25 protein-coding genes and 1 pseudogene are annotated in these 23050 nt (G+C 58.1%); 21 read left to right on the top strand and 5 right to left on the bottom strand.

The annotated features are described in order from the left end of the window. Window positions 1–32 precede the first annotated feature (32 nt). The 16 genes from QK291_RS06820 (at window position 33) to QK291_RS06745 (ending at window position 12133) form a co-directional block, all read left to right on the top strand. Entirely contained in the window at window positions 33–938 is a 906-nt protein-coding gene (locus tag QK291_RS06820; RefSeq protein WP_282380300.1) for a phage protein Gp36 family protein, read from the top strand. Then, the gene (locus tag QK291_RS06815) at window positions 938–1390 is read left to right on the top strand and encodes a hypothetical protein (RefSeq protein WP_282380299.1); all 453 of its coding nucleotides are present in this window, start codon (window positions 938–940) and stop codon (window positions 1388–1390) included. The genes QK291_RS06820 and QK291_RS06815 overlap by 1 nt, the downstream gene beginning before the upstream one ends. Continuing rightward, a complete protein-coding gene (locus QK291_RS06810; RefSeq protein ID WP_282380298.1) occupies window positions 1383–1892 on the top strand; it encodes a hypothetical protein in 510 nt (169 codons plus the stop codon). The genes QK291_RS06815 and QK291_RS06810 overlap by 8 nt, the downstream gene beginning before the upstream one ends. Before the next feature lie 37 nt (window positions 1893–1929). After that, window positions 1930–2106, top strand: coding sequence for a hypothetical protein (locus tag QK291_RS06805; protein WP_282380297.1), 177 nt, complete (start codon window positions 1930–1932; stop codon window positions 2104–2106). Next, the gene (locus QK291_RS06800) at window positions 2093–3055 is read left to right on the top strand and encodes a phage tail tube protein (RefSeq protein ID WP_282380295.1); all 963 of its coding nucleotides are present in this window, start codon (window positions 2093–2095) and stop codon (window positions 3053–3055) included. Before QK291_RS06805 ends, QK291_RS06800 begins: the two co-directional genes overlap by 14 nt. A 64-nt stretch (window positions 3056–3119) precedes the next feature. Further along, window positions 3120–3557: a hypothetical protein gene (locus QK291_RS06795; RefSeq protein ID WP_282380293.1), complete on the top strand. Its 438-nt coding sequence runs from the start codon at window positions 3120–3122 to the stop codon at window positions 3555–3557. Between the two features lie 172 nt (window positions 3558–3729). Beyond that, a complete protein-coding gene (locus QK291_RS06790) occupies window positions 3730–5247 on the top strand; it encodes a hypothetical protein (RefSeq protein ID WP_282380292.1) in 1518 nt (505 codons plus the stop codon). Then, window positions 5244–6008 carry a phage tail domain-containing protein gene (locus QK291_RS06785; RefSeq protein ID WP_282380290.1) on the top strand — a complete coding sequence of 255 codons (765 nt, stop codon included), beginning with the start codon at window positions 5244–5246 and terminating at the stop codon, window positions 6006–6008. Before QK291_RS06790 ends, QK291_RS06785 begins: the two co-directional genes overlap by 4 nt. A gap of 38 nt (window positions 6009–6046) precedes the next feature. Then, window positions 6047–6451 (top strand): hypothetical protein, encoded by a 405-nt coding sequence (locus QK291_RS06780; protein ID WP_282380288.1) that lies wholly within the window; start codon window positions 6047–6049, stop codon window positions 6449–6451. Between the two features lie 12 nt (window positions 6452–6463). Continuing rightward, window positions 6464–8977, top strand: a complete 2514-nt coding sequence (locus QK291_RS06775; RefSeq protein ID WP_282380286.1) for a hypothetical protein — start codon at window positions 6464–6466, stop codon at window positions 8975–8977. Window positions 8978–9011: 34 nt separating this feature from the next. Beyond that, window positions 9012–9548, top strand: coding sequence for a hypothetical protein (locus QK291_RS06770; RefSeq protein WP_282380284.1), 537 nt, complete (start codon window positions 9012–9014; stop codon window positions 9546–9548). Between the two features lie 84 nt (window positions 9549–9632). Beyond that, the gene (locus tag QK291_RS06765) at window positions 9633–9941 is read left to right on the top strand and encodes a hypothetical protein (protein WP_282380282.1); all 309 of its coding nucleotides are present in this window, start codon (window positions 9633–9635) and stop codon (window positions 9939–9941) included. Then, window positions 9938–10552, top strand: coding sequence for a hypothetical protein (locus QK291_RS06760; protein ID WP_282380279.1), 615 nt, complete (start codon window positions 9938–9940; stop codon window positions 10550–10552). The genes QK291_RS06765 and QK291_RS06760 overlap by 4 nt, the downstream gene beginning before the upstream one ends. 24 nt (window positions 10553–10576) lie before the next feature. Continuing rightward, window positions 10577–11467: a hypothetical protein gene (locus QK291_RS06755; RefSeq protein WP_282380277.1), complete on the top strand. Its 891-nt coding sequence runs from the start codon at window positions 10577–10579 to the stop codon at window positions 11465–11467. Window positions 11468–11469: 2 nt separating this feature from the next. Then, window positions 11470–11676: a hypothetical protein gene (locus QK291_RS06750; RefSeq protein WP_282380275.1), complete on the top strand. Its 207-nt coding sequence runs from the start codon at window positions 11470–11472 to the stop codon at window positions 11674–11676. Window positions 11677–11791: 115 nt separating this feature from the next. After that, a complete protein-coding gene (locus tag QK291_RS06745; RefSeq protein WP_282380273.1) occupies window positions 11792–12133 on the top strand; it encodes an Lsr2 family protein in 342 nt (113 codons plus the stop codon). A 49-nt stretch (window positions 12134–12182) separates the two neighbouring features. Here QK291_RS06745 and QK291_RS06740 read toward each other — a convergent pair whose 3' ends face one another. The 3 genes from QK291_RS06740 to QK291_RS06730 all read right to left on the bottom strand — a co-directional run bounded on the left by QK291_RS06740 (window position 12183) and on the right by QK291_RS06730 (window position 15385). Next, entirely contained in the window at window positions 12183–12704 is a 522-nt protein-coding gene (locus tag QK291_RS06740; protein WP_282380271.1) for a hypothetical protein, read from the bottom strand. Next, window positions 12704–14887 (bottom strand): type IV secretion system DNA-binding domain-containing protein, encoded by a 2184-nt coding sequence (locus QK291_RS06735; RefSeq protein WP_282380270.1) that lies wholly within the window; start codon window positions 14885–14887, stop codon window positions 12704–12706. The genes QK291_RS06740 and QK291_RS06735 overlap by 1 nt, the downstream gene beginning before the upstream one ends. Before the next feature lie 279 nt (window positions 14888–15166). After that, window positions 15167–15385 (bottom strand): hypothetical protein, encoded by a 219-nt coding sequence (locus tag QK291_RS06730; protein WP_282380269.1) that lies wholly within the window; start codon window positions 15383–15385, stop codon window positions 15167–15169. Window positions 15386–15669: 284 nt separating this feature from the next. On the opposite strand from QK291_RS06730, the gene QK291_RS06725 reads away from it, so the two are divergent. Then, window positions 15670–16338, top strand: a complete 669-nt coding sequence (locus QK291_RS06725) for a hypothetical protein (RefSeq protein WP_282380267.1) — start codon at window positions 15670–15672, stop codon at window positions 16336–16338. On the opposite strand, the gene QK291_RS06720 is transcribed toward QK291_RS06725, so the two are convergent. Further along, the gene (locus QK291_RS06720; RefSeq protein ID WP_282380266.1) at window positions 16335–17792 is read right to left on the bottom strand and encodes a recombinase family protein; all 1458 of its coding nucleotides are present in this window, start codon (window positions 17790–17792) and stop codon (window positions 16335–16337) included. The genes QK291_RS06725 and QK291_RS06720 overlap by 4 nt on opposite strands. Window positions 17793–17829: 37 nt before the next feature. Here QK291_RS06720 and QK291_RS06715 point away from each other — a divergent pair. The 4 genes and pseudogenes from QK291_RS06715 to QK291_RS06700 form a co-directional block, all read left to right on the top strand. Beyond that, a pseudogene (locus tag QK291_RS06715) lies at window positions 17830–18441 on the top strand (ATP-binding protein); the annotation flags it as partial. Between the two features lie 73 nt (window positions 18442–18514). Continuing rightward, entirely contained in the window at window positions 18515–19705 is a 1191-nt protein-coding gene (gene dprA / locus QK291_RS06710) for a DNA-processing protein DprA (RefSeq protein ID WP_282380264.1), read from the top strand. Between the two features lie 111 nt (window positions 19706–19816). Further along, window positions 19817–20743, top strand: coding sequence for a tyrosine recombinase XerC (locus QK291_RS06705; protein WP_282380262.1), 927 nt, complete (start codon window positions 19817–19819; stop codon window positions 20741–20743). Window positions 20744–21043: 300 nt separating this feature from the next. Continuing rightward, on the top strand, window positions 21044–21547 hold the full coding sequence (locus QK291_RS06700) for a DUF3145 domain-containing protein (RefSeq protein WP_056426723.1): 504 nt from the start codon (window positions 21044–21046) through the stop codon (window positions 21545–21547). 149 nt (window positions 21548–21696) lie between these two features. On the opposite strand, the gene fabF is transcribed toward QK291_RS06700, so the two are convergent. Beyond that, window positions 21697–22932, bottom strand: coding sequence for a beta-ketoacyl-ACP synthase II (gene fabF, locus QK291_RS06695; RefSeq protein ID WP_282380261.1), 1236 nt, complete (start codon window positions 22930–22932; stop codon window positions 21697–21699). Window positions 22933–23050: the final 118 nt, after the last annotated feature.

The following is a 23050-nucleotide window of genomic DNA, read 5'->3' as shown; positions in this document are numbered from 1 at the left end:
TTTCTCGCGCAACTATGTTTAATTAGAACTATATGGCAACAACTGTACGAATAGATTCCTTTGACGAGCTGAACATAGTTGAACGCAGCGAGCTAACCGTTGATGCTGCGATCGGATCAGATGTCGTTGTAGTTCGTAGTAGTGCCGGCTTGCTAGCCGGACAGACAGTGTACTTAGGTCAATTATCGCGTGAGGGCATTGAGAAGGCCGTCATTGACGCCGTAGTTGATGAGACGACTATCAGTTTGTCCGAAGCACTCAAGCTGCCACACGCGCGCTATGAGCCCGTCACAGCAGTACTTGGTGACTCGATCCAGATCTACAGTGCGCCCGACCTGAACGGTTCGGTGCCTGATGATGATCAGTTCGCCGTACTCACGACCAGGACTATTGATCCTGACCAGCAATCGACCTACTACATTGACCCGACCGGATCTGCGGCCGTTTGGTACCGCTACACCTACTTCAATCCACTGACCCTTGATGAGACGCCACTTGACGCGTTCGATGCCTTCCGCGGTGACGACTTCGCCCACTATGCCAGCCTGTCCGAAATCCGTAACGAGGCCGGCTTCAAGCATGCAACCAACTTGGCCGACAGCGACATCGATCAACAGCGGCGTGCGGCAGAGTCAGAGATCAACGCATCACTGAGCGGCGCTTATACCGTCCCATTCAGTCCCGTCCCTGGCATCGTGCGAACGTTGACCATCCAACTCGCAGCGGCCCTCCTGCTTGCGAACGCCTACGGTGATACGTCAAGCAGCCGGCAAAAGCTCAAGGATGCGCGGGCAGCCATCGATAGCTACAAGCTCGGGGCGACGATCCTTACCGACGACGCCGGCACTGCACTGTCTAACGCTGAGTCGATCAGTGGCTTTCCAGGTGCACCAGATCGTGAGGCTCCTCGTTACTTTAGAATGAGCGACAAATTCTGATGGCAACGATCAACCTTGTCGTCGAAGGCGATAGAGAGCTCGTAACCAAGCTGCGCAAGTTTGGGGTATCTGTCCTTGACCTCAGCGACTCGATGGATGAAACGGGCAACTACCTGACGCGCTTCTTCTCCGGTGAAGTCTTTGCTTCACGCGGGCAGGTGTTCGGCAAACCATGGCCAGCACTCAACGACAACTATGCAGCGTTCAAGGCGCGAACCTTTCCAGGCCGGCCACCCCTCATCCGGTCTGGCCTTATGAACCGATCGTTCAAGCACAAGTCCACAAAGCTGACCGCAAGCCTATGGAACGAGGCTGAGTACTTCGACTACCACCAGGAAGGTAGGGGAGTGCCGGAGCGCGTGATGATGCACGTCGACGAGAAGCGCGAGCGTTCGATCGTCGGCTTCATAGAGCAAGACATCAACGGAAAGATGAAGGCCGCCGATGTTTAGTCAGTACGAAGACAACGTCCAGCGCATCCTTCACCTGATGAAGGACACCTTTGGAGACACGTTCAAGACCTACTACGACGGTGATCCTGAAGCCATTCCGGTCTTCAACCTTCCTGCCATCGTGGTGACGCAGACCAGTGACACTACTACTTCGGACTCCTGGCAGCAGGACGAGGTGGAAGACACTTTGACCGTCAAGATCATCCTTAACAAGCGGGACGACTTCGACAACGACAAGGTCAATCCGCTGAACATGACCGAGCGCAAGATCAGGAACTTCGTTGCTGAGCGTGACCAGGACACCGGGCTCTATCTGCCGCGAACCGTCAAGGGCGCGATACGCACTATGGCGCTAGAGGGCATCACGGCCATTGCTGGAACCATGAACGTTGAGTACGGAATCAACCCCCGCATCTCTGGTGAAGGTCTGGCCGATCTCACTGCTGAAGGCCACGTGACATTCACCATTAGTTACCCAGTGGATATACCAGTTGCATCATAGGCTTTTAAATACTTGTCAATTGTTTTAGATTAAAGACATGGTAAACAAGCTAGCAAAGCACATTAAGACTAAAGCGGTGAATGCTTCCATTCAATACTTCTTTGTCCCATCGATCCTGCGGACGATAGAGGCAACAGACCTGGCGGACGTAGAGGCGATAGTCGCTAAAGACAAAACTAATCAAGAAATAGAGGTAGGTGATGGCAACAGCTGATCAACATATAGGCAGGCGCATAGGCGTTGGGATTGGCATTGAGGCCACTCCAGGAGTCACGGTCGCGCCACAAACGTTCCTTCGTTGGGACACAAACGATCTTCAACCAAAGACGAACGTGGTCGAAGATGACAGCGCTATGGGCGTCGTCGATGAGATCAGCGACAGCGGCATCACATCTCGCTGGTCAGAAGGCACGCTCGGTGGCAAGATCAGCGCCGTCGATATGGGCTTCTTCCTCCTTGGACACTATGGGGCTGTGACTACAGGTGCAGCGGTATCAGGGGTCTATCCACATACCTTTAGCGTCAAGCAATCCAGCATCCCAACGACCGTCAGCCTGGCCATCGCTAGTCCGCTGCAGTCCCAGCGTCATGGCTACGGTGTCTTTGAAACTCTGGAGATCACAGCAGAGCAAAACGGCTACGTGAACTTCTCGTCGGCAGTCAAGGCCCGCGTCGGTGTTAGCTCTAGCGAAACAGTTGCCTACACTTCCCAGAACCTCTTCACGAGCAAGCACATCACGCTCAAGATCGCGGACAACAGCGGCGCCCTAGATGCGGCATCAGCCGTCAGCGCCCTGAGCCTCAAACTCATGTCAGAGCGTCCATCTGAAGCCGTCAATCCACTTGGCACCCTGGACGAGGTTGAGTTCGACCGTGGCAGCTACAAGGCTAACGGTGAGTTCGTGGTCCGCTTGAAATCCACGGAGTATGAGGAAGCCTTCTTGGCAAACACCATCAAAGCCCTACGCATCGCTATGACCAATGGCAACGACAGTCTAGAGATCACCGCTACTAAGGTCCGCTACCGCGAGCTTGAACAGTCGAGAGACAAGAACGACGTCGTTACGGCGACTATCCAGTTCTTCTGCGAGTACGACACTACTGTCGGTGCATCGAATGTCCCGGTCCTGAAGAACACCCGCGCATCTTACGTAGCAGCTTAGTTCACCCTTTATAAAAATAGTGCCTCGTGTTTAAATGAAGGCACTATTTTTAATTGGAGTATCTATGACCGAAGTGAAGCGATATGCAGCTGTAAAGAAATCATCATTAACAGGACTTAGCGAAGAGTGGGGCGAAGAGTGCTATGCCTACGTGCAGCCGGCCACTTATGCAGACAACATGGCGGTTACTGAGGCTGACTTCTCAACGATGAAGCAGCGCGATCAGGTTGAGTGGCAGACAAAAATGGTCAAAGATCACTTCATTAGTGGCAAGATCAAAGCCTTCAACGGCTCTGAGTTCGAGTTGGTAGACATGACGCTTGACGACATCGATGCCAGCATCGCAGTCAACGACAAGCTCTACGCCGACATCATGGGGTTTGACCTGGACCCAAAAGATTTACGCAAGGCAGCGATGGAGAGCGCCTTGCTGACGAGCGAGCCGAACACTACAGAAACTACATCGTCAGAGGAATCAGCGCAGGAGTCCCAGACGCAGTAGTTCTGGAGATCATGTTGTTCCGTTACATGGAGCGGCTGAATCAAAGCTATATTCAGGCAGCGTTTGAAACGCCGTGGGCAGAAATAGAGCGCGCCTTTTACATATGGTCGTTAGATAGTGACCGTGCTAAATTAGAGACAGAAAGAACTAGCGGCACTTAACACATAATTTCATGGCATCCAATACAATATCCATCCTCATTAAAGCCCAAGATAACGCCTCTAAGGTGATTAAGGATGTTGGGGATAACATTGACGGTGCCGGTAGGAAATCACAAGCCAGCGCTAAGTCAATAGGTGGTCTCAACGACCACATGGGCGCACTCGCGGGCGTGACCGCCACCGCTGGCGTCGCTACCTACAGTCTTATCGGCATGATGGACCGCAGCATCAGTTCTGCGAACAAGTACCAAGCCGCTTTGACCGGACTGAACAGCGTGGCAACCGCCTTTGGGCACGATGCGGGCCTGGCAGAGCGCGCTGCACAGTCACTTGCTAAAGACGGACTGATGACAGTTACCGATGCTGCGATAGGACTCAAGAATCTATTGGCATCAGGATTTAGCCTTGATGAGGCAGTCACGCTGATGAAGCGGTTCAAGGACAGTGCCGCTTTCGGACGCCAAAGCGCTTTGAGTTTCGGTCAAGCTGTGTCCAGTGCTACGGAAGGTATCAAGAACGGCAACAGCATCCTGGTAGACAATGCTGGTGTTACCAAGAACCTGAGCAACATGCTGACGGAGGCGGGCTACAGCGCCCAGGACCTTTCCAAAGCCACGACTGATGCAGGCGTTAGGCAGGCACTCTTTAGTGGCATCCTCAAAGAGACCAACGCTCAGTCGGGTGACGCAGCGAAGCTTGCTGACAGCGCGGCCGGCAAGCAAGCGGTGTGGGCAGCGCAGACAGAGGTCTTGAATCAGAAGATCGGCATGGCTCTCCAGCCCGCGCTGCTTTCGCTGCTTCAGACCATGACTCCAATCATCACAGCGGTCGCAGACTGGGTATCTAAGAATCCAGAGCTATCCGCGGGTCTTGTAATCGGTACAACTGCTGTGGTCGGACTGACGACGGCAGTAGGGACACTCGCATTAGCAGCAGCTGGACTTGGCCCAGTTTTCACGCTGTTCAAGGTTGTATCCCTGGCTTCAATTGGGGCAGTCGGCACCGGCTTCGCTGGTCTCGCTGCTCTGGTAGCTTCGCCAATTGTCATGCCAGCTATAGCGGTCGCCGCTGCGATTGGTGCATTAATGGCGGTGTATAACGCTGCCAAAAATGCGAGAGCTGCCGTAGAAGAAGCAACAGCCGCCAAGGCCCGTCTTTCTGCATCTGATGAGAAAGATAAGCAAGTCTTCCTTAGCGTCTTGAACAGTCCGGCATCTGCTGAACGTAAAGCCACAGCGCAACGAGGTTTGAATAATATTTATGCACGCGGCAATGCATCCGGTACTGCTTACTCGCCTGGCGGGTCCACCCTCGTTGGTGAGAATGGTCCGGAGATCGTAAACATGCCACGTGGTGCGTCGGTTACCCAGGCCTATAGAACACGCAATGAGCTTGCGTCAGAAGGCTCAGGAGGCGTCACAAACATCTTGAGCGGCAACTTCACGTTCCAGTCCGCAGAAGCGGTCCAGGCATTCTTTAACCGCCTCGACAAGACGCAGCGCCTAGCCAAGTTTGGAATGGCCTCATGATCGGTGTCAGCTACGGTGACTTCAACATGCAGGCGAATGGTGTCACTGTGACGGCTACCGACGTCTACTCAGCACCAACCAATAGCATCCAGGCAGATGAGCTCGCAGAGCGCGACGGTGCGCTGATCGTCCAACAGAAGTTCCAGAAGAAGGCCTTCAAAGTAGAGGGACTCATCCGCAAAGCCACCCAGCAAGAACTGGAGCAGACACTCGACGCGTTCAAATTGGCGATGTCGAAGAAAAACCAGGGCTTTGACGTCGCCTACGCAGGCGGCATCCGTCGCTACCTTGCGTCAGTCCAGAACAACATCATCAGCAGTCGCGGCATCACGAGCGTCGGGTTCTCGATTGAGTTCCTCTCGCCTGATGGCATGGGCTGGGATCTTGAATCTACGTCGCTGATCACGAGCGCCAGCAACACGACCTCGAACACGACCGTCTCACTCAGCGTTGGTGGCTCGTACAAAGCTGACCCGTACATCAAGGTGACAGTGGGCGCGGTAACTGGAGGAACGAGTAAGACCATCACCCTCTCTAACGCTGCGACTCTCCGCTCAATAGCCGTGACGCGAACATGGGTAGCCGGCGACGTCCTAGAGGTCGACACCCTGAAAGGTCTTGTTCTCGTCAACGGTGCGGCCCATGACTTCACTGGGCAGCTACTTAGTTTTGAACCTGGTGACGGGGGATTAGGGTATCTCGACGATTTCACTACCCGCAGCATTACGATCACTAGCAGCTACACAAGACGATGGTTGTAAGTTACATTAAAGACAGAATTAAATAGGAAAAACTAAATATGGCTAACGCACTTTTTGATAAGGCAAGAGAAGGATTCCTCTCCGGACAAATTAACTGGAGCTCAGATAACATCAAGGCCGTCCTCGTTGATACGGCGCTCTATACGCCGAGCCTGACGACGAACCAGTACCTCAGTGACATCGCCTCAGGTGCGCGTGTAGCAACGAGTGCCAACCTGGCAAGCAAGACCGTCACCAACGGCGTCGCTGATGCAGCTGACATCACCTTCGCAGCTGTTACTGGTGCTTCAGTTGAAGCCATCGTCCTCTACAAAGACACAGGAACGGCCGGCACGTCTCGCCTGATCTGCTACATCGACAGTGGTGTGGGTGGCATCCCGATCACTCCGAACGGTGGTGACATCGCGACCGCCTGGAACGCTAGCGGCATCTTTAAGTTGTAGGTGCTGACTTAGATGGCAAGCAGATTTTGGCGCGGTGGTTCGGGAAGCTGGACCGATACAAGTCATTGGTCTACTACCAGTGGTGGTGCTAGTGGTGCGTCAGTTCCTACTAGCAGTGATGATGCTGTTTTCGACGCTAATAGCTTCACTGCAAACGGACAGTCTGTCAGCGTCAATGCCGCAACTCTTTCGGTGGACGACTTGTCATTTGCAACAGTGGCCTACAACGTCACCCTAAGTGGTCCAAATTCGATCTTCATCCATGGCGACGTTACCTTATCGAGCAAGGTCACTGTGACAGCTAATCTCCAAATCGAATCTTTCCTCTGTTCCTTTGACCAGAATGACGCCACCATCAACGCCACGGTTACTGTTCGAAATAATGCAACGCTTAGGCTTACCGATGCCTTTCGCGCTAGCGCCCTGAACTTTGGCGTCGTATCGACCATAACCAACGGATCGCTTAACTCCAATGGCCATCTGATCGACGTAGGGAGCATGTCCTTCTACAAAGCCGGGGCAATCGACTTCACTACTTCTTTCGTTTCGCTGACTGGCAGTGGCATCAATCTGATCAATGCGACCGGGACGACTTTCGACGCTGAGGATGCAACCTTTCTTTGCAGCGGGACAGGCAACTTCAACCTGGACTCATCTGATGTCAAAGAGCTTCAGGTTTATGGAACTACGACCATCACGACGTCGCACACGATTGGCAAGCTCTGGTTGATGCCGGGCTCTTCCTTTATCTCGACGGTCGGCGGCAGCTCGGCGACTACACAGTTCGTCGGTAACTTCATCGCGGCAGGCACAGCAGTAGCACCGATCACAATCAAATCCTCATCGGTCGGGCTACAGCACGTGTTCGTCAAGACCAGCGGCACAGTCAACGGTCAGTATCTGAACATCAAAGACTCAGTTGCCACAGGCGGCGCCACCTTCAACACTGTCGGAGGCACGAACAGCGGAAACAACAGCGGCTGGAACTTTCTGCCGCCACCAATCCCTACCTGGGGCTTCATTGACTCCACGGCCACGGTCTACCAGTCAACACTCATCCCTGGCGTTGCAACCATGCAGCCATCCTTTATCAGCAGTACAGCGACCGTCTATGGCATGACGAACACTATGTACCTATCCGGCGGCACGTTCATCGACTCCACGGCTTCTGTCTTCGCTCCGGTTCTCACGCAGCTGCCGCCACCTCCACCCCCTCCGACTGACTGGGAAGCTATCGGCAAGGAAGACGAGAAGGTCTACGTCTACAAGGTCTACTCATCGACCGGCGCGTTCATCGGGATCTGGACTGACGTCAAAGACAATCTGAAGTTCACGCGCAAGATCAACACTCCAGGAACCACGACGACGGTCCTCCTTGCTCGGTCGCCGAACACCACGAAGGAAGTCCGCGCGAATCTGACGACGGAGGCCGGCGAACCGATCACTACGGAAGACGGAGACAGGTTGTCCGTCACTTATCAAACGAACAACTCAGTGGGTGAAGGCACGGATGTGGATATCAATTACAAGGTGGATGTCTATGTCCACTATGGAGAGTTCCAGCGTCTCGTCACCGAAGCGGGGGAGCCCCTGACTACTGAAGACGGAGAGTATCTGCTGGCAGCATCCGGCGCACCGAGCGGCGTCCGAGTGTTCAGCGGCACGATCCTCGATTACCAATCTACCTATGCCGAGCAGACTGGTGTCACCGTGACCCTGGCATCTCATGGACTGGCCCTATCAAACGAGCTCGTGCGCAGCGGTGAGACGACGACCATCAACTATTCATCTCAGCCACTACAGACGACGCTCAAGAGCGTCCTCGACACCAACCCTCAAGTGACGACCTACAGCACTGACTCGATAGCTGCCCCAGGCGTGTCCGCGGCCTTCAAGTTTGAGCTGAGTACGAAACTCGAGGCTGTGGAGCGCGTCTACGAGCAGTCACCGGATGGTTGGTACTGGTACGGCGACGTGGCCGACAACTTCATCTACATGCAACCGACAGCGTCGACACCCCACCACATCTTCAAGAAGGGTTACCACGTCAAGACTCTTGATCTCACGCGCTCCAAGGAGCAGCTGATTAATCGGGTCTACTTCATCGGCGGAGAAGTGGGAGGCGTTCCTGTGTTCAAGAAGTACGAAGACGCTGCCAGCATCGCGCAGTGGGGAGTGGGCCTGCATCGGATCGTCGATCGTCGATTCACTGACCCGGCAGCCATGCAGCGCAAAGCCATGAAGCTGATAAACCGATTCAAGAACCCTATCTACACCACGCCGATAACCATCACCTCGGCCCGGTACGATCTTGAATCGATCAAGGAGGGCCAAGTCGTCGGGTTTGCTAACTACGACAACTTTGTGGATGGGCTGCTGCTGCAAATAGTGAGCCTTTCTTACACGCCGACTGCCGTGACGCTCGAAGTAGGTGACGTCCTTCAGGCGCAACACGAAAGAATTGAAGAGATAAGTGACGAGTTGCAAGGCGAACAATATCAAAACCTTCCCACTGCACCTGTTTGATGTTAAATTAAGGAATATAAAGGATTAGAAATGTATGGCCGACAAAAAGATCAGTGACCTAGGACTACTTGCAGTGGCGGATGCAACCGACCTCGTTCCTCTAGTGGACGTTTCAGGCTCTGTTACTAAAAAAACAACAGTGGGAGGTCTGGCAGCGGCAGTTATAGCTAACATTCCGAATGCTTCCATCCCTTCTTCGAAATTGTCCTTAGGGGCGCAGTCCAGCAAGGTAGTAACAGGACAAGCAACGTCAAGTACGTCTTACACTGACTTGACCACCGTCGGTCCGGCCGTTACGGTAACGATCAGTGCAAATGGCATGGCACTTGTCTTTTTGAATGCTACGATGTTCTCCGCGCAGACCAGCATGGGATTCGCTATTAGCGGCGCAACTACTGTCGCAGCCGATGACGTGAACTGCATACTCATTAACACTGTCACTTCGCGCTTATCTGGCGCTTTCCTGGTTACGGGTTTGAATGCAGGGTCAACGACATTCACGGCCAAATATAAAGTCGGTTCTGGAACGGGTACGTTCGTAGACCGTGTCATAAGCGTGATTCCACTATAGGAGCCGATGTGGATCTGCTTGGAGCCATCGGAACAGCAATCGTCGCCGGATCTGCGCTCCGGGGGCTGGCTATGGGGATCGCTTGTGTCTGACAGCGATACAACCGTAAAGCGGCATGAGCTCGAACGCGTGGCCGAGCATCTTGAGATGTACCAGGAGCGCACTCTTGAAGACAACAAAGAAATCAAGCAGCTGCTCAAAGACGTTGGCTCATCCATTCGAGCGAACACTGACGAGATCAAGAAGAACTATGTCAGTAACGACCGGCTTGAGATACGCCTCGCGCCGCATGAAACTATCCGCAAGTTCTTTTGGTGGGTCGCCGGTGGGATGGGCGTCATGTTCCTGGCGACGCTCTATCAGCTCCTCATCAATGGAGTGAAGTCTCTATGAAGTTTTTGTCCAAAAGAGGCGTAATGCGAACTGCCGTCATCGTGCTGGCCCTGCTAGTAGTGGGCGGCAACGTTTTCTTCACGAACCAGCTTATTGAGCGCAACCAGCCAGCCGTAAGCATCACCCCAGGTTCACCCATCAAGGGCGACAAGGGTGACAAAGGGGATAAGGGTGACCGGCCAACAGCTCAGGAAGTCAAACTAGCAGTCGCAGAGTACTGCGCCGAGACCGGCCTATGTGAAGGATCATCTCCAACTGTCGAGGCGGTATATGCCGCGGTCACGAGCTATTGCCAAGAGACTACTTGTCGAGGGACTGACGGCTCTGATGGGCAGGACGCACCCGCCCTGACTGATGCACAGATCCAAGCCCAGGTCATCGCCTACTGCGCATCCAATCGGTGCGTTGGCGCTGACGGGAAAGACGGCATAGCTGGAGCAGCCGGCCGTTCCCCACTTATCTCTTGCGTCATCCGTTCGACCACCAACGTCGATACCCGCTACGTGGCATGGAAGTACACGGATGAGGATGACGACCTGTACAAGGACCTCTACAAGCTTCCTGTTTGGTCAGAGTGCCAAGAACCGGTCGATCTAAGAGAGGCAGCATAGCAACCATAAACGGAGACATTATGAATGAGTTACCAATATCTAACACAATGGGATAGCCCCAACTTCACACCAGCCAACCTGACGCCGCAGTCTTGGGGCGTCAATCGTCAAATCAAAGAAATCGCCATCCACTGGTGGAACGCACCCGATGCGGGCGCATCGTTCGAAGGCGTCGTCGGCGGCTTCCTGAAGGCCGGCGGACTATCTGCTCACTACGTCGCTACGGGCAACGGACGCCGCGTGGCTTGTTTAGTTGATCCACTGCACAACTCATGGGCGACTGGCCCAGGTAACCCGTACACCATCTCAATCGAGTGCGATCCCGCCCAAAGCGACGCAGACTTCGACCTCATCGCTGAACTGATCGCTGACATCCGTTCGGCCTATGGCGATCTGCCACTTGTGGCGCACAACAAGTACGTCAACACCCGTTGCACGCCCTACGACCTTGGTCGCTTAGATCGTGAAGCTCGGAACAAGTTCTCGCATGCGACGGACTGGGGTAAGGGCGGATCAATCACGCCACCGACACCAAAGGTGACTGCGGCACAGATAGCTGCGGCGTACCTAGAAGTCCTTGAGCGTTCCTACGACCAAGGCGGTATGGATACATACCTCCGTAGCGGCTTCGACATAGAACGCATTAAGAACGAACTCCGTAACTCCAACGAGTACGCCGATCTAAAGGTTCGTAAGGCTCAGGCATCTCAAGCCGCCCTGGATGCTGCTAAGAAGGCCGCGGAAGAACAAGCACGACTGGATGCTGACCGCGCAGAACGTGACCGTGCATCTGCTGTCGCCGACGCTGCCGCCCAAGCAGCAAAGGATGAAGCACTCGTCCTAGCCAGAGACAACAACAGCCTGCTCAAGCAAATATGGGCAGCTATAAAAAGAATATTTAACTTAGGAGCATAGACATGAAACCATCAACACAATTTTGGAACACTAACGTGGGTAAGACTTTGAAAGCTGCGGCGTGGTCGGCAGTATCAGCAGTCCTGGCCTACATCATCACAGCAACAACAAACGATCCTGAGCTCTTCGGACCAACGACAGTCTTCATCAACACGGCGCTTGTGTTCGTGCAGAAGACTTTCCTCAGCAATCAGACAGCGAATATCTAGTCTTTGGAGGCTCTGAGACGCGCTATGAGGCGCTCTAAGCTGAAAGTTGACTGTGTATCCACCTTCAAAGTCCCTAAGCGTCGTCTTAGGGCTTTTTGGTGTGTAGGCTTATTGAATGGCAAAGACTACGATTACAAAGATTACTGACGACCTCGATGGATCGGACAACGCATCCTCCTACACATTCGCTTGGGGTAAAGATCAGTATGAGATTGATCTGAGCGAGAAGAACGCCAAGGAACTCGAAGACTTCCTCGGCAAGTACATCGACGTTGCATCCAAGGTAACGGCTCGACTTCCCCGCGAACGTAGCGCTTCGACTTCCGCCGCACGTAGCTCTAGCAACAAGGAAGAGCTCCAGAAGGTCCGCCAGTGGGCTAAAGACAATGGCTATGACGTATCGGAGCGTGGCCGTGTAGCTCAGACGGTCCAGGACGCTTACCGCGCCGCACACTAGAACATAGAAAAAGCCCGGCTCAGATATTCGAGCCGGGCTTTTTCTGTGCCTATGCCGCGTTGAGGAGCCTGACTTCTTCAAGAACACCCTCGTCAAAGCCGATCTCCAGGCACCGCCGGACGAACCGCTCTTGGTTATCGGGGAACTTCTTGCACATGGCCCGCAGGTAGTTTTGCCCCAGAAGGTCAATCCGCAGCATCTCCCACTCCATGCTGTGCTTCTTGATTCCTTCAACCTCCATGATGCGCAGGTGCTCAAGTGCCAACTCGTGTTCATCGGGAAGGCTAAACGTCAGTCCAGTCTGGATGTGGAGGCTGTCATGCCAGAACCGGAGCGCCATATTGGTCTCGGCGTTCTTGAAGATGGAGAGGTCGCAGTAGAGCGAGTACACGGGCAACGCGCTTCGAGTCTGGACCGAGTCCGCGAACACAGTCATCAGCTCCCGGTAGGTAGCCGGCGCATCGACCGCCGGCACCCAGCTGAATCCCAGTTCATGCGCTCGTTTGTGGGCCATGTCTGTGACGAACATGCTCAGGTTGAGCCTTGCTTCCTGATACTGGTTGATATTCATTACTTCTCCCACTTTCTGATCCCGATGTTTGGACGCTGCTTGGTAGGTGTAGGGGTGGCCTTTCGGCGCTGGCTGATCTCGTCTGCAATGGCTGCGGGTGCCCGTCCGTAGTTCTTGCGGCTGGCCTCGCGGACTTTCCATCCCAGGTTGTGCCGTTGCTTCGGGGGAGCAGCAATGAAGCTGACTGGCGTACTGACGCCGTCGCTGGTGGCGATCCTGGCTATCCCCTCGTACTGGCCAAGGTTCATCAGGTCGCTGTCCGTGACCGAGCTGCCAAACTGAGTCGCCATATTCTTGGCGTCGTCGCTCTCAAGCTGAAAGACGATTTTGGTCCTGGCGTTGTTGTGGGCGGCCTGTCGAATCGGCAGCGGTAGCTGACTGACCGACTGGTTCGCCATGATGATGGGGAAGTTGTAGCTACGCGCCTGGGCGAGCATGTCGTCAAGGCTGATAGGCAGGTGCATGAGATTTTGGACCTCATCCGCCATGAAGAAGAACGGTTTGTCTGGCCGGTTGGCTCTAACCGCTTTCCATGCCGAGTTGATGAGCAATGAACTGATGAACTTAGTCGTGCTCTTCTCGATGTTGGTCACGTTGACCAGGACGATCTTGTTCTGAGCAATCGCCTGAGCCATGGTGATGCTGCTGGTGCTCTGTCCGAAGATGTCTCGGACTGACTGGCGAGAGTTGAAGTGCCAGAAGCGGTCGATAACTGGCTGGACGATCTGCATTTCTTTCTGCTTGCCTTGGTTCTCCAGCTCCTGCCAGAAGTGAATCAGCTCAGGCTCTTTGAGGTTCTTGATGATCTCGTCGCGCCACGGCAGTTCGTCGTAGCGAGGTTGAAGCAGCGGGACCAAGTCCGCCACTGTCGCGCCCGGCCGAGTCATCAGGGTGCGCAGACCGTGGTAGACCACCTTCTTGAACCAGACGCCGTCCTTGTCGCCGTGGATGTTAGACACGATGCCTTCAATATCCTCAATAGTCCTGAAGGGGTCACCGTCATCCAGGACGTTGAAGCCCACTGGAGCGGCCGGATCGTTGACATCAATGACAACGACGTCGTTAATTCGTTCTTTGGGGATCGACTCCAGCAGGCGATCAAACAGATCGTCCTTGGTTTCGATGAGGATCATTCCCAGCCCGGCCTCGATGATCTGCCGACCAATCGTGGTTAAAAACTCGGTCTTACCTGTACCTGTCGGTGCGGCGACGTGCATGTGTTTGGTGATGTCCTGCCAGCTCAGAGCTATAGGACGTTCACTACCGGGGAAGTTGCTGCGGCCCAAGATGATGCCCGTCTCTGGAATGGACACTGCCGCTGGAAGGTGGCGACTAGCTGATCGGGGGAGTCCAGCCACCATCGGGGAGCCAATCGGGTATGCGATCAGCGGGATAAGTTCAGAGATCGCCAGTGTCATCGGGAAGTACAACACGGTTGCCGCGCGATCAATATTGTCTTGGAGTTTGTTCTTAGACACCCGCGTTTCAATAAAGCGGTTGTCGGGGGAGTTCAGCGCAGTAAAGGAAGACCGGACATTGCTCACCAGCTTTTCGGCTCGTGGTCGCGTGTTCGCCTTTGCTGCCACTCGTAGGACGGCCCTGTAATTGGCTTCGCTGAGTTTCTTACGGCGATCGTTGAGCTCGTCCTTACCTGCATCAGGGATACCAAGCAGGGACTTGAAGCTGAAGGCAGCAGTCTTCGCGCCGTCCTCTGGTAATCGCGTAGGTCTACTCGGGGCAACCACCCACTGCATGAGCACGGCTTCATCGCCGTGCAGCTGTCCGATTGACGTCAGGATTGAAGCGGCCGTGTCGTTGGAGCTGTGAATGCGCAGACTACGTTCAGGGTTGCTCTCGCCGATCTCAACGGCGTAAGTCCACTCCTGCCTGGGGAAGATGGTCGCGGGTTCATAGCGGAGGCCGCGGAGATGGGTACGGAGCTGGCTCATGATGTCGTCCGCGTGCTGCCACGGAACCTTTATACGGTGCTCGATGCCGGCTGAGGTAGACCACGTCTCAAAGACGATAGTTGGGACGCCGTCAAAGAGTGACGGTTTAGCGTGCAGAGTGCCGCTGACGGAGCGCAACCACGCTTGAACACGGTCTTCAGCGAGATCCTGCGGGAAGGTAAGGACGTAGGTTTTACGGTCGCTGTCAAGTTCGACCTGGCTTTTAATCTTCATCAATATCACTCCGATCAAGAGTGTCGGTGCGAGGGTTAGACAAAGAAATAGCCACGTCATGCCTGATTTTACTTTGGCACAACGTGGCTATTTCTACCAGAAACGCTTTCTTGTAATAGCGAGTCTGGTCAGAACTACCGCAACTGTAATGACAATCATTGCGCTGACGATAATGCCGATAATAGGGAGGAACGGTTGGATAGCATCGTTGACAACGCTGACGATGACAATCACCACAATGAAGAGTGCTAGGACTTCCCAGACCTTTCGCATCTTGGCTTACGTTCTTTCGGAAATGATCTTGTCCGCGACTCGCTGGATGACCGCCTCATCTGCCACTCCCAGTCGCGTCTGGGTCTCAACCTCTTGTTCCCGCTTGCGGTGGAGTCGGGCGACTCCTCGTCCGGTGACGTTGTACCAAATAATGAAAGCTACGACGAGGAGGATAGGGCCGAACAGTACGGTGATGGCGATTAGGTTTTCCAGGGGAGTGTTCATGGTGATCAGCTGCTTTCTCTAGTTGAGGCTTGCTTTGCTTTGCTTGCCGCCTATGGGGAGTACGTACGCGACGGTCGGGGCTTCTTCCTGCTTGGGCTCTTGTTGCTGTTCCAAGCGTCTAAACAGTTCCCTGCCCGCGTTGTAAGCGGCCAGTTCAGTTGGAGACTTTTGCCTGTCTTCCATTTCGACCTTCTCTATTTAGTTACCAAGCTGCCGGCTGATAAGATGACACTAGGCGACATGTCATCTACATGTCAATAGATGACATCCTGCAAGTAGGAGGCATGACTTTGAAACAGCTGGACAAGGTTGACGGTGACTCGGCGGATGACGCCAGAACTGAAGCCATTCGATCTCTTTGTCAGGGACCGGCTTTTCTGCAGCATCCCTCTCAGATCGGCGTACCTGACGCAACGTTGCAGGCTTTTGGACTCGATGACGAGGATCTGTTCGTCACGCTGCTTGAAAGGAGCTTGGACCTCCTGGTTGATGGTCCTCATAAAGAGGCGATGCTCTGGGCGCTTGGTTCCTACGCCGCCCATGCCACGCTGACGGAGCGTCGCAACGACTTGCTAACGAAGAGGGACATCAGCTACCGAACTCTGGTCCGGCATGAGCAGGATGGGGCGGCGAAGCTTGCGGCTCTGATGATGAAAATCAAGGACCGGGAGGTGGCGCGTGAGCCGGCGTCGCCCGCTCACCTGCAATATCTGCAGCAGAGGGTCGGCGACCTTGAAATGGTCGTCAGCAGGCTGGCGGGATTTACCGACAAACTTTTGGAGCTATTGGCCGAGGGCAAACCGCTAGAAGCTGAAGCGCTGCGAAAGGGTATGGAGTGGAGCACCCGTCAGGTAGACGAGGAGACGACCAGGCAATTTGAAGACGCTTCTACACGGATCTTTGACCGAGCGTTCAATCTCGAAATGAACGTTAGAGACGGACAGGAAGGCTAGTTCTTCCAGGCGATCTCGATTCGCTCAGGGTTGAATATCCATTGCTTGTAGCGAGCCTTGCCATCGCCGGGCCGCTTCGGGTAAATGAGAACCTTCTCAACGAGAACATCTACCAGCTGCCGCCTCCAATGAAGATCGCCATAGTCCCACGCTTCACGGACGCTTTGATCTGCAGGAATCAGTCCCATGGAGTTGCGAGGCGACTTCTGTTCCAGCTCGCGTCCCAGGGCTTCCAGGCGTGCTGTAGCGGCAACTTTGGCCGTCTTGTATTCGTCAAAGGTCATCTCGTTGGTGGAGTAAAGACTCAGGATTTCTTGGAGGCGCAAGCTCTGCGTGTCGTAGTCGCGCATACGCGCCTTGAGCTCAGCTGTGTCGGTCCCTTGATTGGCTATCATCCGAGCAAGATCAGGAGTATCAAGCCGGTACATGATGCAGTCGATCAGCAGATCCTCCACAGGGTCCTTCTTCCGCTTCACTTTGCCGCAACCGACTTCCTGGCCACGATGGTCCTTTTTGCGGCAGGAGAACGCAGGGGAGTAGCTACCGTCGCGCTGCTGTGCGTTGATGATGTTCATCTTGTTGCCGCAGATGCCGCAGAAGACAAAGCCGGTCAGCAGATGTTTGCGTGCGTGTGTGCGCCGTCCGTGGATCGTCTGACCTCGTTTGATGACGAGTAGGAGTTCATCCCGTGTGTCTTGGCTCAAGAGCGGCGCCCAGGCCGCCTTGTATTCCTGACCATTGTGAGAGCGAACGCCATAGTGACGTGGAAGCTGCGCAACGTTGCTGACGTTGATAGCAGTCCACATCTTTCCCTTGGCTGTAGGGATACGGCGCTTGTTTAGATCTAAGGCGATGCTGTTCCACGAATCGCCCGAGATGAACCGCTTCACGATCTCGCAGACAACCGGCGCTTCATCTGGGTGCTGGTCGACGCCGTTCTGGAGCCAACCGTAGGCGCGGTTACCTCCAGATGACTTGCCTGCTTTCGCAGCCTGGAGCTTCGCGGCCTTTACTCGATCAGTTGAAGTCTCGACTTCATACGACGCCCAGGCGGCGAGTGTTTTAGCGACTGCCCGACCAGCGGGCGTCGTGAGATCAAGTCGGCCGGCCTTGACAGTGTGAGTGGCTACTTCGAGTGGCTGACAGACCGCGATGTAATTCTCGAGATCAATCGTGCGGCGGAGCAGACGATCTTGGTGCCAAACGGCGACTGCATCCACAAGGCCGTCCTTAATGGCTTGAAGAAGCGCCTCGTAGCCTGGACGGTGCTTGCCTGAATAAGCGCTGATGTCATTGTCGGAGTAGCTGCCAACGATGTGACCACCGAGCTGAGCGATAAGAGCTTGGCAATCCTGCTGCTGCCGCTCCACACCCAAGCCAGCGCCTACGCGGTCGCGGCTGATCCTGGTGTAGATGGCGAATCGGGGTCTTTGCATATATTCAGTTCCGCGCATGATTATGAGCCTTCCGGGGAGTGCCGTCAATAGTTTTGACGAGGCCCCGGAATACGAGCGCCGGGTCCTGGATGCGCTCCGGCAGCCGCTGGAGAGCGGGGAGCTCGTGCTGCACCGGGCCGCAGGAACGGCGGCGTACCCTGCCCGCTTCCAGCTCGTGCTCGCGGCCAACCCGTGCCCCTGCGGCAAGGCCACCGGTAAGGGCGTCGACTGCGTCTGCACCCCGACCATGCGCCGGCGGTATCTGGCCCGCCTGTCCGGGCCGCTGCTGGACAGGGTCGACATCCAATTGCAGGTGGAGCGGGTGTCGCTGGCCGACTTTGGAGTACCCGGGGCCGAGGAGGACACCGCTACCATTGCGGCCCGCGTCCATGCCGCCCGGCAACGGCAGCTCAAACGGCTGCTCCGCTTCGGCATGGAAACCAACGCCCAGGTCCCGGGGCGCGTCCTCCGGGGCGCCCTGCGGCTGGGCGCGCCCACCACCCGGATCCTGGACCACGCCATGGAACGCGGCGTGCTGACAGCCCGCGGCTACGACCGCGTGCTGCGCCTGGCATGGACCCTGGCCGACCTGGCCCTGCGGGACGTCCCGGAGCCGGACGATGTCGGGCTGGCCCTCAGTCTTCGGCAGGCCGCAGCCGCCGCCTAGCAGAACGTTCCGCCGGCGCCGCCGCGACAGTGCGGTGCCATCACTGGCCACCAGCGTGCGAAAGGACCACACCATGACAGAGAGCGAACGGACAGCCCGGGCAGCGTTGTCCCGGCTGTTTGAGCCGCAGGATGCTACCGGTCTCGCGCTCGTCCAAATCGCCGGGGCGGAGGACGCGCTGAAGATCGCCACCGGTCAGCTGGCTGCCGGAGCGGCGCTGGAACGGGAGGTCTTCCAGCTGTTGGACGAGAACAGCTCAGGCAGCGGCTGGACGGGCCTGGCCACAGCCCGGCAGCGCTGGGCGCCGCGGGTCCCTGATCTGGCACCCGCACGGGACCTCGCCACCATGCAGCGGCTTGGCGGGCGGCTGATCATCCCTTCGGACGAACTATGGCCCCGCCAGCTGGCGGACCTCGGGCTCCAGGAACCGATCTGCCTGTGGTGGCGCGGCATCGAACAGGAGCTGCCTGCCCCTGCCAGATCCATTGCGCTGGTCGGCTCCAGGGACAGCACCTCCTATGGCGCCTCCGTCACCGGCGACCTCGCATATTCGCTGGCGCAACGGGGATTGACGATCATCTCGGGCGGCGCCTACGGGATCGATGCGCACGCGCACCGGGCAGCCCTCGCCGGAGGCTCGTCGGGTAGCATGCCCACCATTGCCGTGATGGCCGGGGGAGTTGACCGTTTCTACCCCTCCGGCAATGAGGAGTTGCTGAGGACCGTCGCGAACCAGGGCGCGGTCCTGGCCGAGGTTCCGCCGGGTTCCGCGCCGACGCGGTACCGGTTCCTGCAGCGCAACCGGCTCATCGCTGCGCTGGCGTCCGTCACGGTCGTCGTGGAGGCCCGGTGGAGATCGGGCGCGCTGAACACAGCGCACCATGCGGAAATGCTGGGCCGCGCCGTCAGCGCCGTGCCTGGGTCCGTGCATAGCGCCAACTCCGCTGGCTGCCACCGGCTGCTCCGGGAGGGAGGGGCGGTGTGCGTCACCGACGCCGGGGAGATCGCGGAACTCGCCTCGCCCAGCGGCGAATCGCTTCCCGAGGTGAAAACCGGCCGGGCGGCAGTCCAGGATGGGCTGACCCTGGAGGACCTCATCCTGCTGGATGCCCTGCCGCTGCGGGCCACCACCTCGGTCGAAAAGCTCACCGCCGTCGCGGGCCTGTCCGCGGATTCGGTCCGCGCCGGCCTGGGCAGGCTCGGGCTGCTGGGCCTGGCCGAGTCGCACCGCGGGGGCTGGAAGCGGTCCGGCACTCCGGGCTGAGCGGCCGCCGGCGACCGGTGGCGTCGCGCGGCGGCAGGTCCCGTCCGGCACCGGCGCGCGGCGCGCCGTCGGGCTCCTTGATCACCGGGCGATTCCTGCGAGAGTAAGGGGGTGTCCACACCGCAGATCCCCGCCGCACTGGCCGCGGCCGCCCACGGTTTCGGCCGCTACCTGGAGGCGGAACGCGGACGTTCGGTCCACACGGTGCGCGCCTACCTCTCCGACGTCGGAAGCCTCCTGGAGTATGCGGCCTCCGAAGGGGTGGACGACCTCGCCGGGCTGGAACTCGGCACCCTGCGGCGCTGGCTCGGCGCGCAGAGCGAAGCCGGGATGTCCCGCGCCACGCTGGCGCGCCGCGCCGCCACGGCCAGGGCCTTCACCGCCTGGGCCATCCGCGAGGAACTGATCAACACGGACCCCGCCCTGCGCCTGAAGGCGCCCAAGCGGGAGAAGTCGCTGCCGGGCGTGCTGCACCAGCAGCAGGTCCTCCGGCTCGTCGAAGGCGCGGAATCCGCGGCCGCCGAGGGCGGTGCCCTGCCGCTGCGGGACCGCGCCATGTTGGAACTGCTGTACGCCACCGGCATCCGCGTCGGGGAACTGGCTGGCCTCGACATCGACGACCTCGACCCTGACCGCAGGACCCTGCGGGTGCTTGGCAAGGGCAACAAGGAACGCACGGTGCCCTACGGGCTGCCCGCGGCGCTCGCCGTGGACGACTGGCTTCGCCGGGGCCGGCCCGCCCTCGCCAGGGACACCTCCGGCCCGGCACTCTTCCTCGGTGCCCGTGGCAAACGCGTTGACCAGCGGCAGGTCCGCAGCGTCGTCCACGATCTGTTGGAAGCCCTGGGGGACACCGCCGCCACCGGTCCCCACGCCCTCCGGCACTCCGCGGCCACCCACCTGCTCGACGGCGGGGCCGACCTCCGTGCCGTGCAGGAAATCCTGGGCCACAGCAGTCTGGCCACCACCCAGATCTACACCCACGTCTCCGTCGAGAGGCTCCGGCAGAGCTACCAGCAGGCCCATCCCCGGGCCTGAGCCCGCCGGCACACGCCGGGCCTGTCGCCGGAAGCGGCCCATACGTCACGCCGCGCGGCGCGCCGGGGCAGACGCGCCGAATTACACTGGCGTAATGCGGAGGCGTACGGCAGAATGGGACTCACGCCCGGCGACTTTCAAGTGTCGCTTGAAGCTCATGAGCATCAAGTTCCTCCGAGGAACCGGGCAATAGCTTAATAGTCTGGCTAGGACCACCCCTCTCACGGCGGACCCGCGCAACAGACAGACATCCAGGCAGAGGTCGTTGGGGAAGACGTACCTACAGCTATGGAGGATGGAATGTCTGTTGCACTGACCCGCGGTGTGTTGTTTGTTCACTCGGCCCCAACTGCCCTGTGCCCCCACGTTGAGTGGGCCATAGGTTCTGTTGTGGACAAGCGGACGGACCTTGAGTGGACTGCTCAGCCTGCTGCGCCCGGAATGTTCCGGGCCGAGCTGTCGTGGACCGGGAACCCGGGCACGGGGGCTCAATTGGCGTCTGCCCTCCGGGGCTGGGCGCACCTGCGCTACGAGGTCACGGAAGAGCCCAGCCAGGGCGTGGACGGTGGCCGCTGGTCGCACACGCCGGAGCTGGGCATTTTCCACGCGGTCACGGACGTGCACGGCAACATCATGGTCTCCGAGGACCGCATCCGCTACGCCTACGAATCCGGCGCCGGTGACCCGTCAGCGGTCTACCATGAGCTCTCCCTGGCCCTCGGCGAGGCGTGGGACGAGGAACTCGAGCCCTTCCGGCACGCCGCAGAAGGCGCGCCGGTGCGCTGGCTCCATCAGGTCGGCTAGCACAACAGGTCTGCCAGAACACTCCAGGTCGACTGGGCCCTCAGGTCCTGCCGCAAGCACACTCCATAGCAACGCCAAACGATAGATGGCGGCAATGTTCACCAGGAACATGGCCGCCATCTGTCAACCCGGCGTGCGGGCAGTTGGAGCTAGATGCTCCGCACCGCGATGACGGCGTTGTGGCCGCCGAAGCCGAAGGAGTTGCTAAGGGCCGCGATGCTGCCGGACGGCAGGTCACGGGCCGTCGTGACGACGTCGAGCGGGATCTCCGGATCCTGGTTCTCCAAGTTGATGGTCACCGGCGCCTTGCGGTCGTAGATGGCCATGACGGTCAGCACGGCTTCGACCGCACCGGAGGCGCCCAGCAGGTGGCCCATTTGCGACTTGGTGGCCGAGACAGCGACGCTGTCCAGCTGCTTGCCCAGGGCAGCCTTCAGGGCCGCGTACTCGGGTTTGTCGCCGACCGGAGTGGAGGTGGCGTGCGCGTTGACGTGCACCACATCCTCCGGCTGGATCCGGCCGTCGAACATGGCAGCCTTCAGCGCCCGGGTGGCGCCGAGGCCTTGGGGGTCCGGGGCGGTGATGTGGTACGCGTCGGCGGTGACCGAGGTGCCGGCCAGTTCGGCGTAGATCCGTGCGCCGCGGGCGAGGGCGTGCTCCTCGGCCTCCAGCACCAGGGCGCCTGCGCCTTCGCCCATGACGAAGCCGTCGCGGCCAAGGTCGTAGGGGCGCGAGGCGTGCTCGGGATCGTCGTTGCGGCGCGAGAGCGCCTGCATGGAGGCGAACGCGGCGATCGGCATCGGGTGGATGGCGGCTTCGGCGCCGCCGCAGACGACGACGTCGGCCTTGCCGGAGCGGATCAGCTCCAGGCCCATGTGAACGGCTTCGGTGCCGGACGCGCAGGCGGAGACGGGGGTGTGGGCGCCGGCGCGGGCGCCCAGGTCAAGGCTGACCGCGGCAGCCGGGCCGTTGGGCATCAGCATGGGCACGGTCATGGGCAGGACGCGGCGGGGGCCCTTTTCGCGCAGGGTGTCCCAGGCGTCCAGGAGGGTCCAGACGCCGCCGATGCCGGTGGCGAAAGCCACGGCCAGGCGGTCGTGGTCGACCTCGGTGATGCCGGCGTCGGCCCACGCCTCGCGGGAGGCGACCACGGCGAACTGCGTGGACGGGTCCATCCGCTTGGCCTCGACCCGGCTCAGGACCTCGGTCGCGGCGTTGGACGCGCGGGCGGCAAAGTGGACGGGCAGCTCGTACTTGGCCACCCAGTCGTCCTCGAGCGTATGCGCTCCGGAGACGCCCTTCAGCGCGTTCTTCCACATTGTGGGGACATCGCCGCCGATGGGTGTGGTGGCACCCAGACCGGTAATGACTACTTTGCGTGCCATGGGATCACTCTCTGTCGGTGCGCCAGCCGTATCCGGGACTTGGGAAAGGTTGCCGGGGCCTGCGTTTGAAAAACTCTGGGGTGTTGCACTGGATGGTGTTGCACTGGATGGTGTTGCA

This window comes from Arthrobacter sp. AL12 (genome assembly GCF_029960645.1).
Classification (GTDB): domain Bacteria; phylum Actinomycetota; class Actinomycetes; order Actinomycetales; family Micrococcaceae; genus Arthrobacter.
Note: the sequence above shows the minus strand (reverse complement) of the source record. Positions and strands in the feature narration are given on the sequence as shown.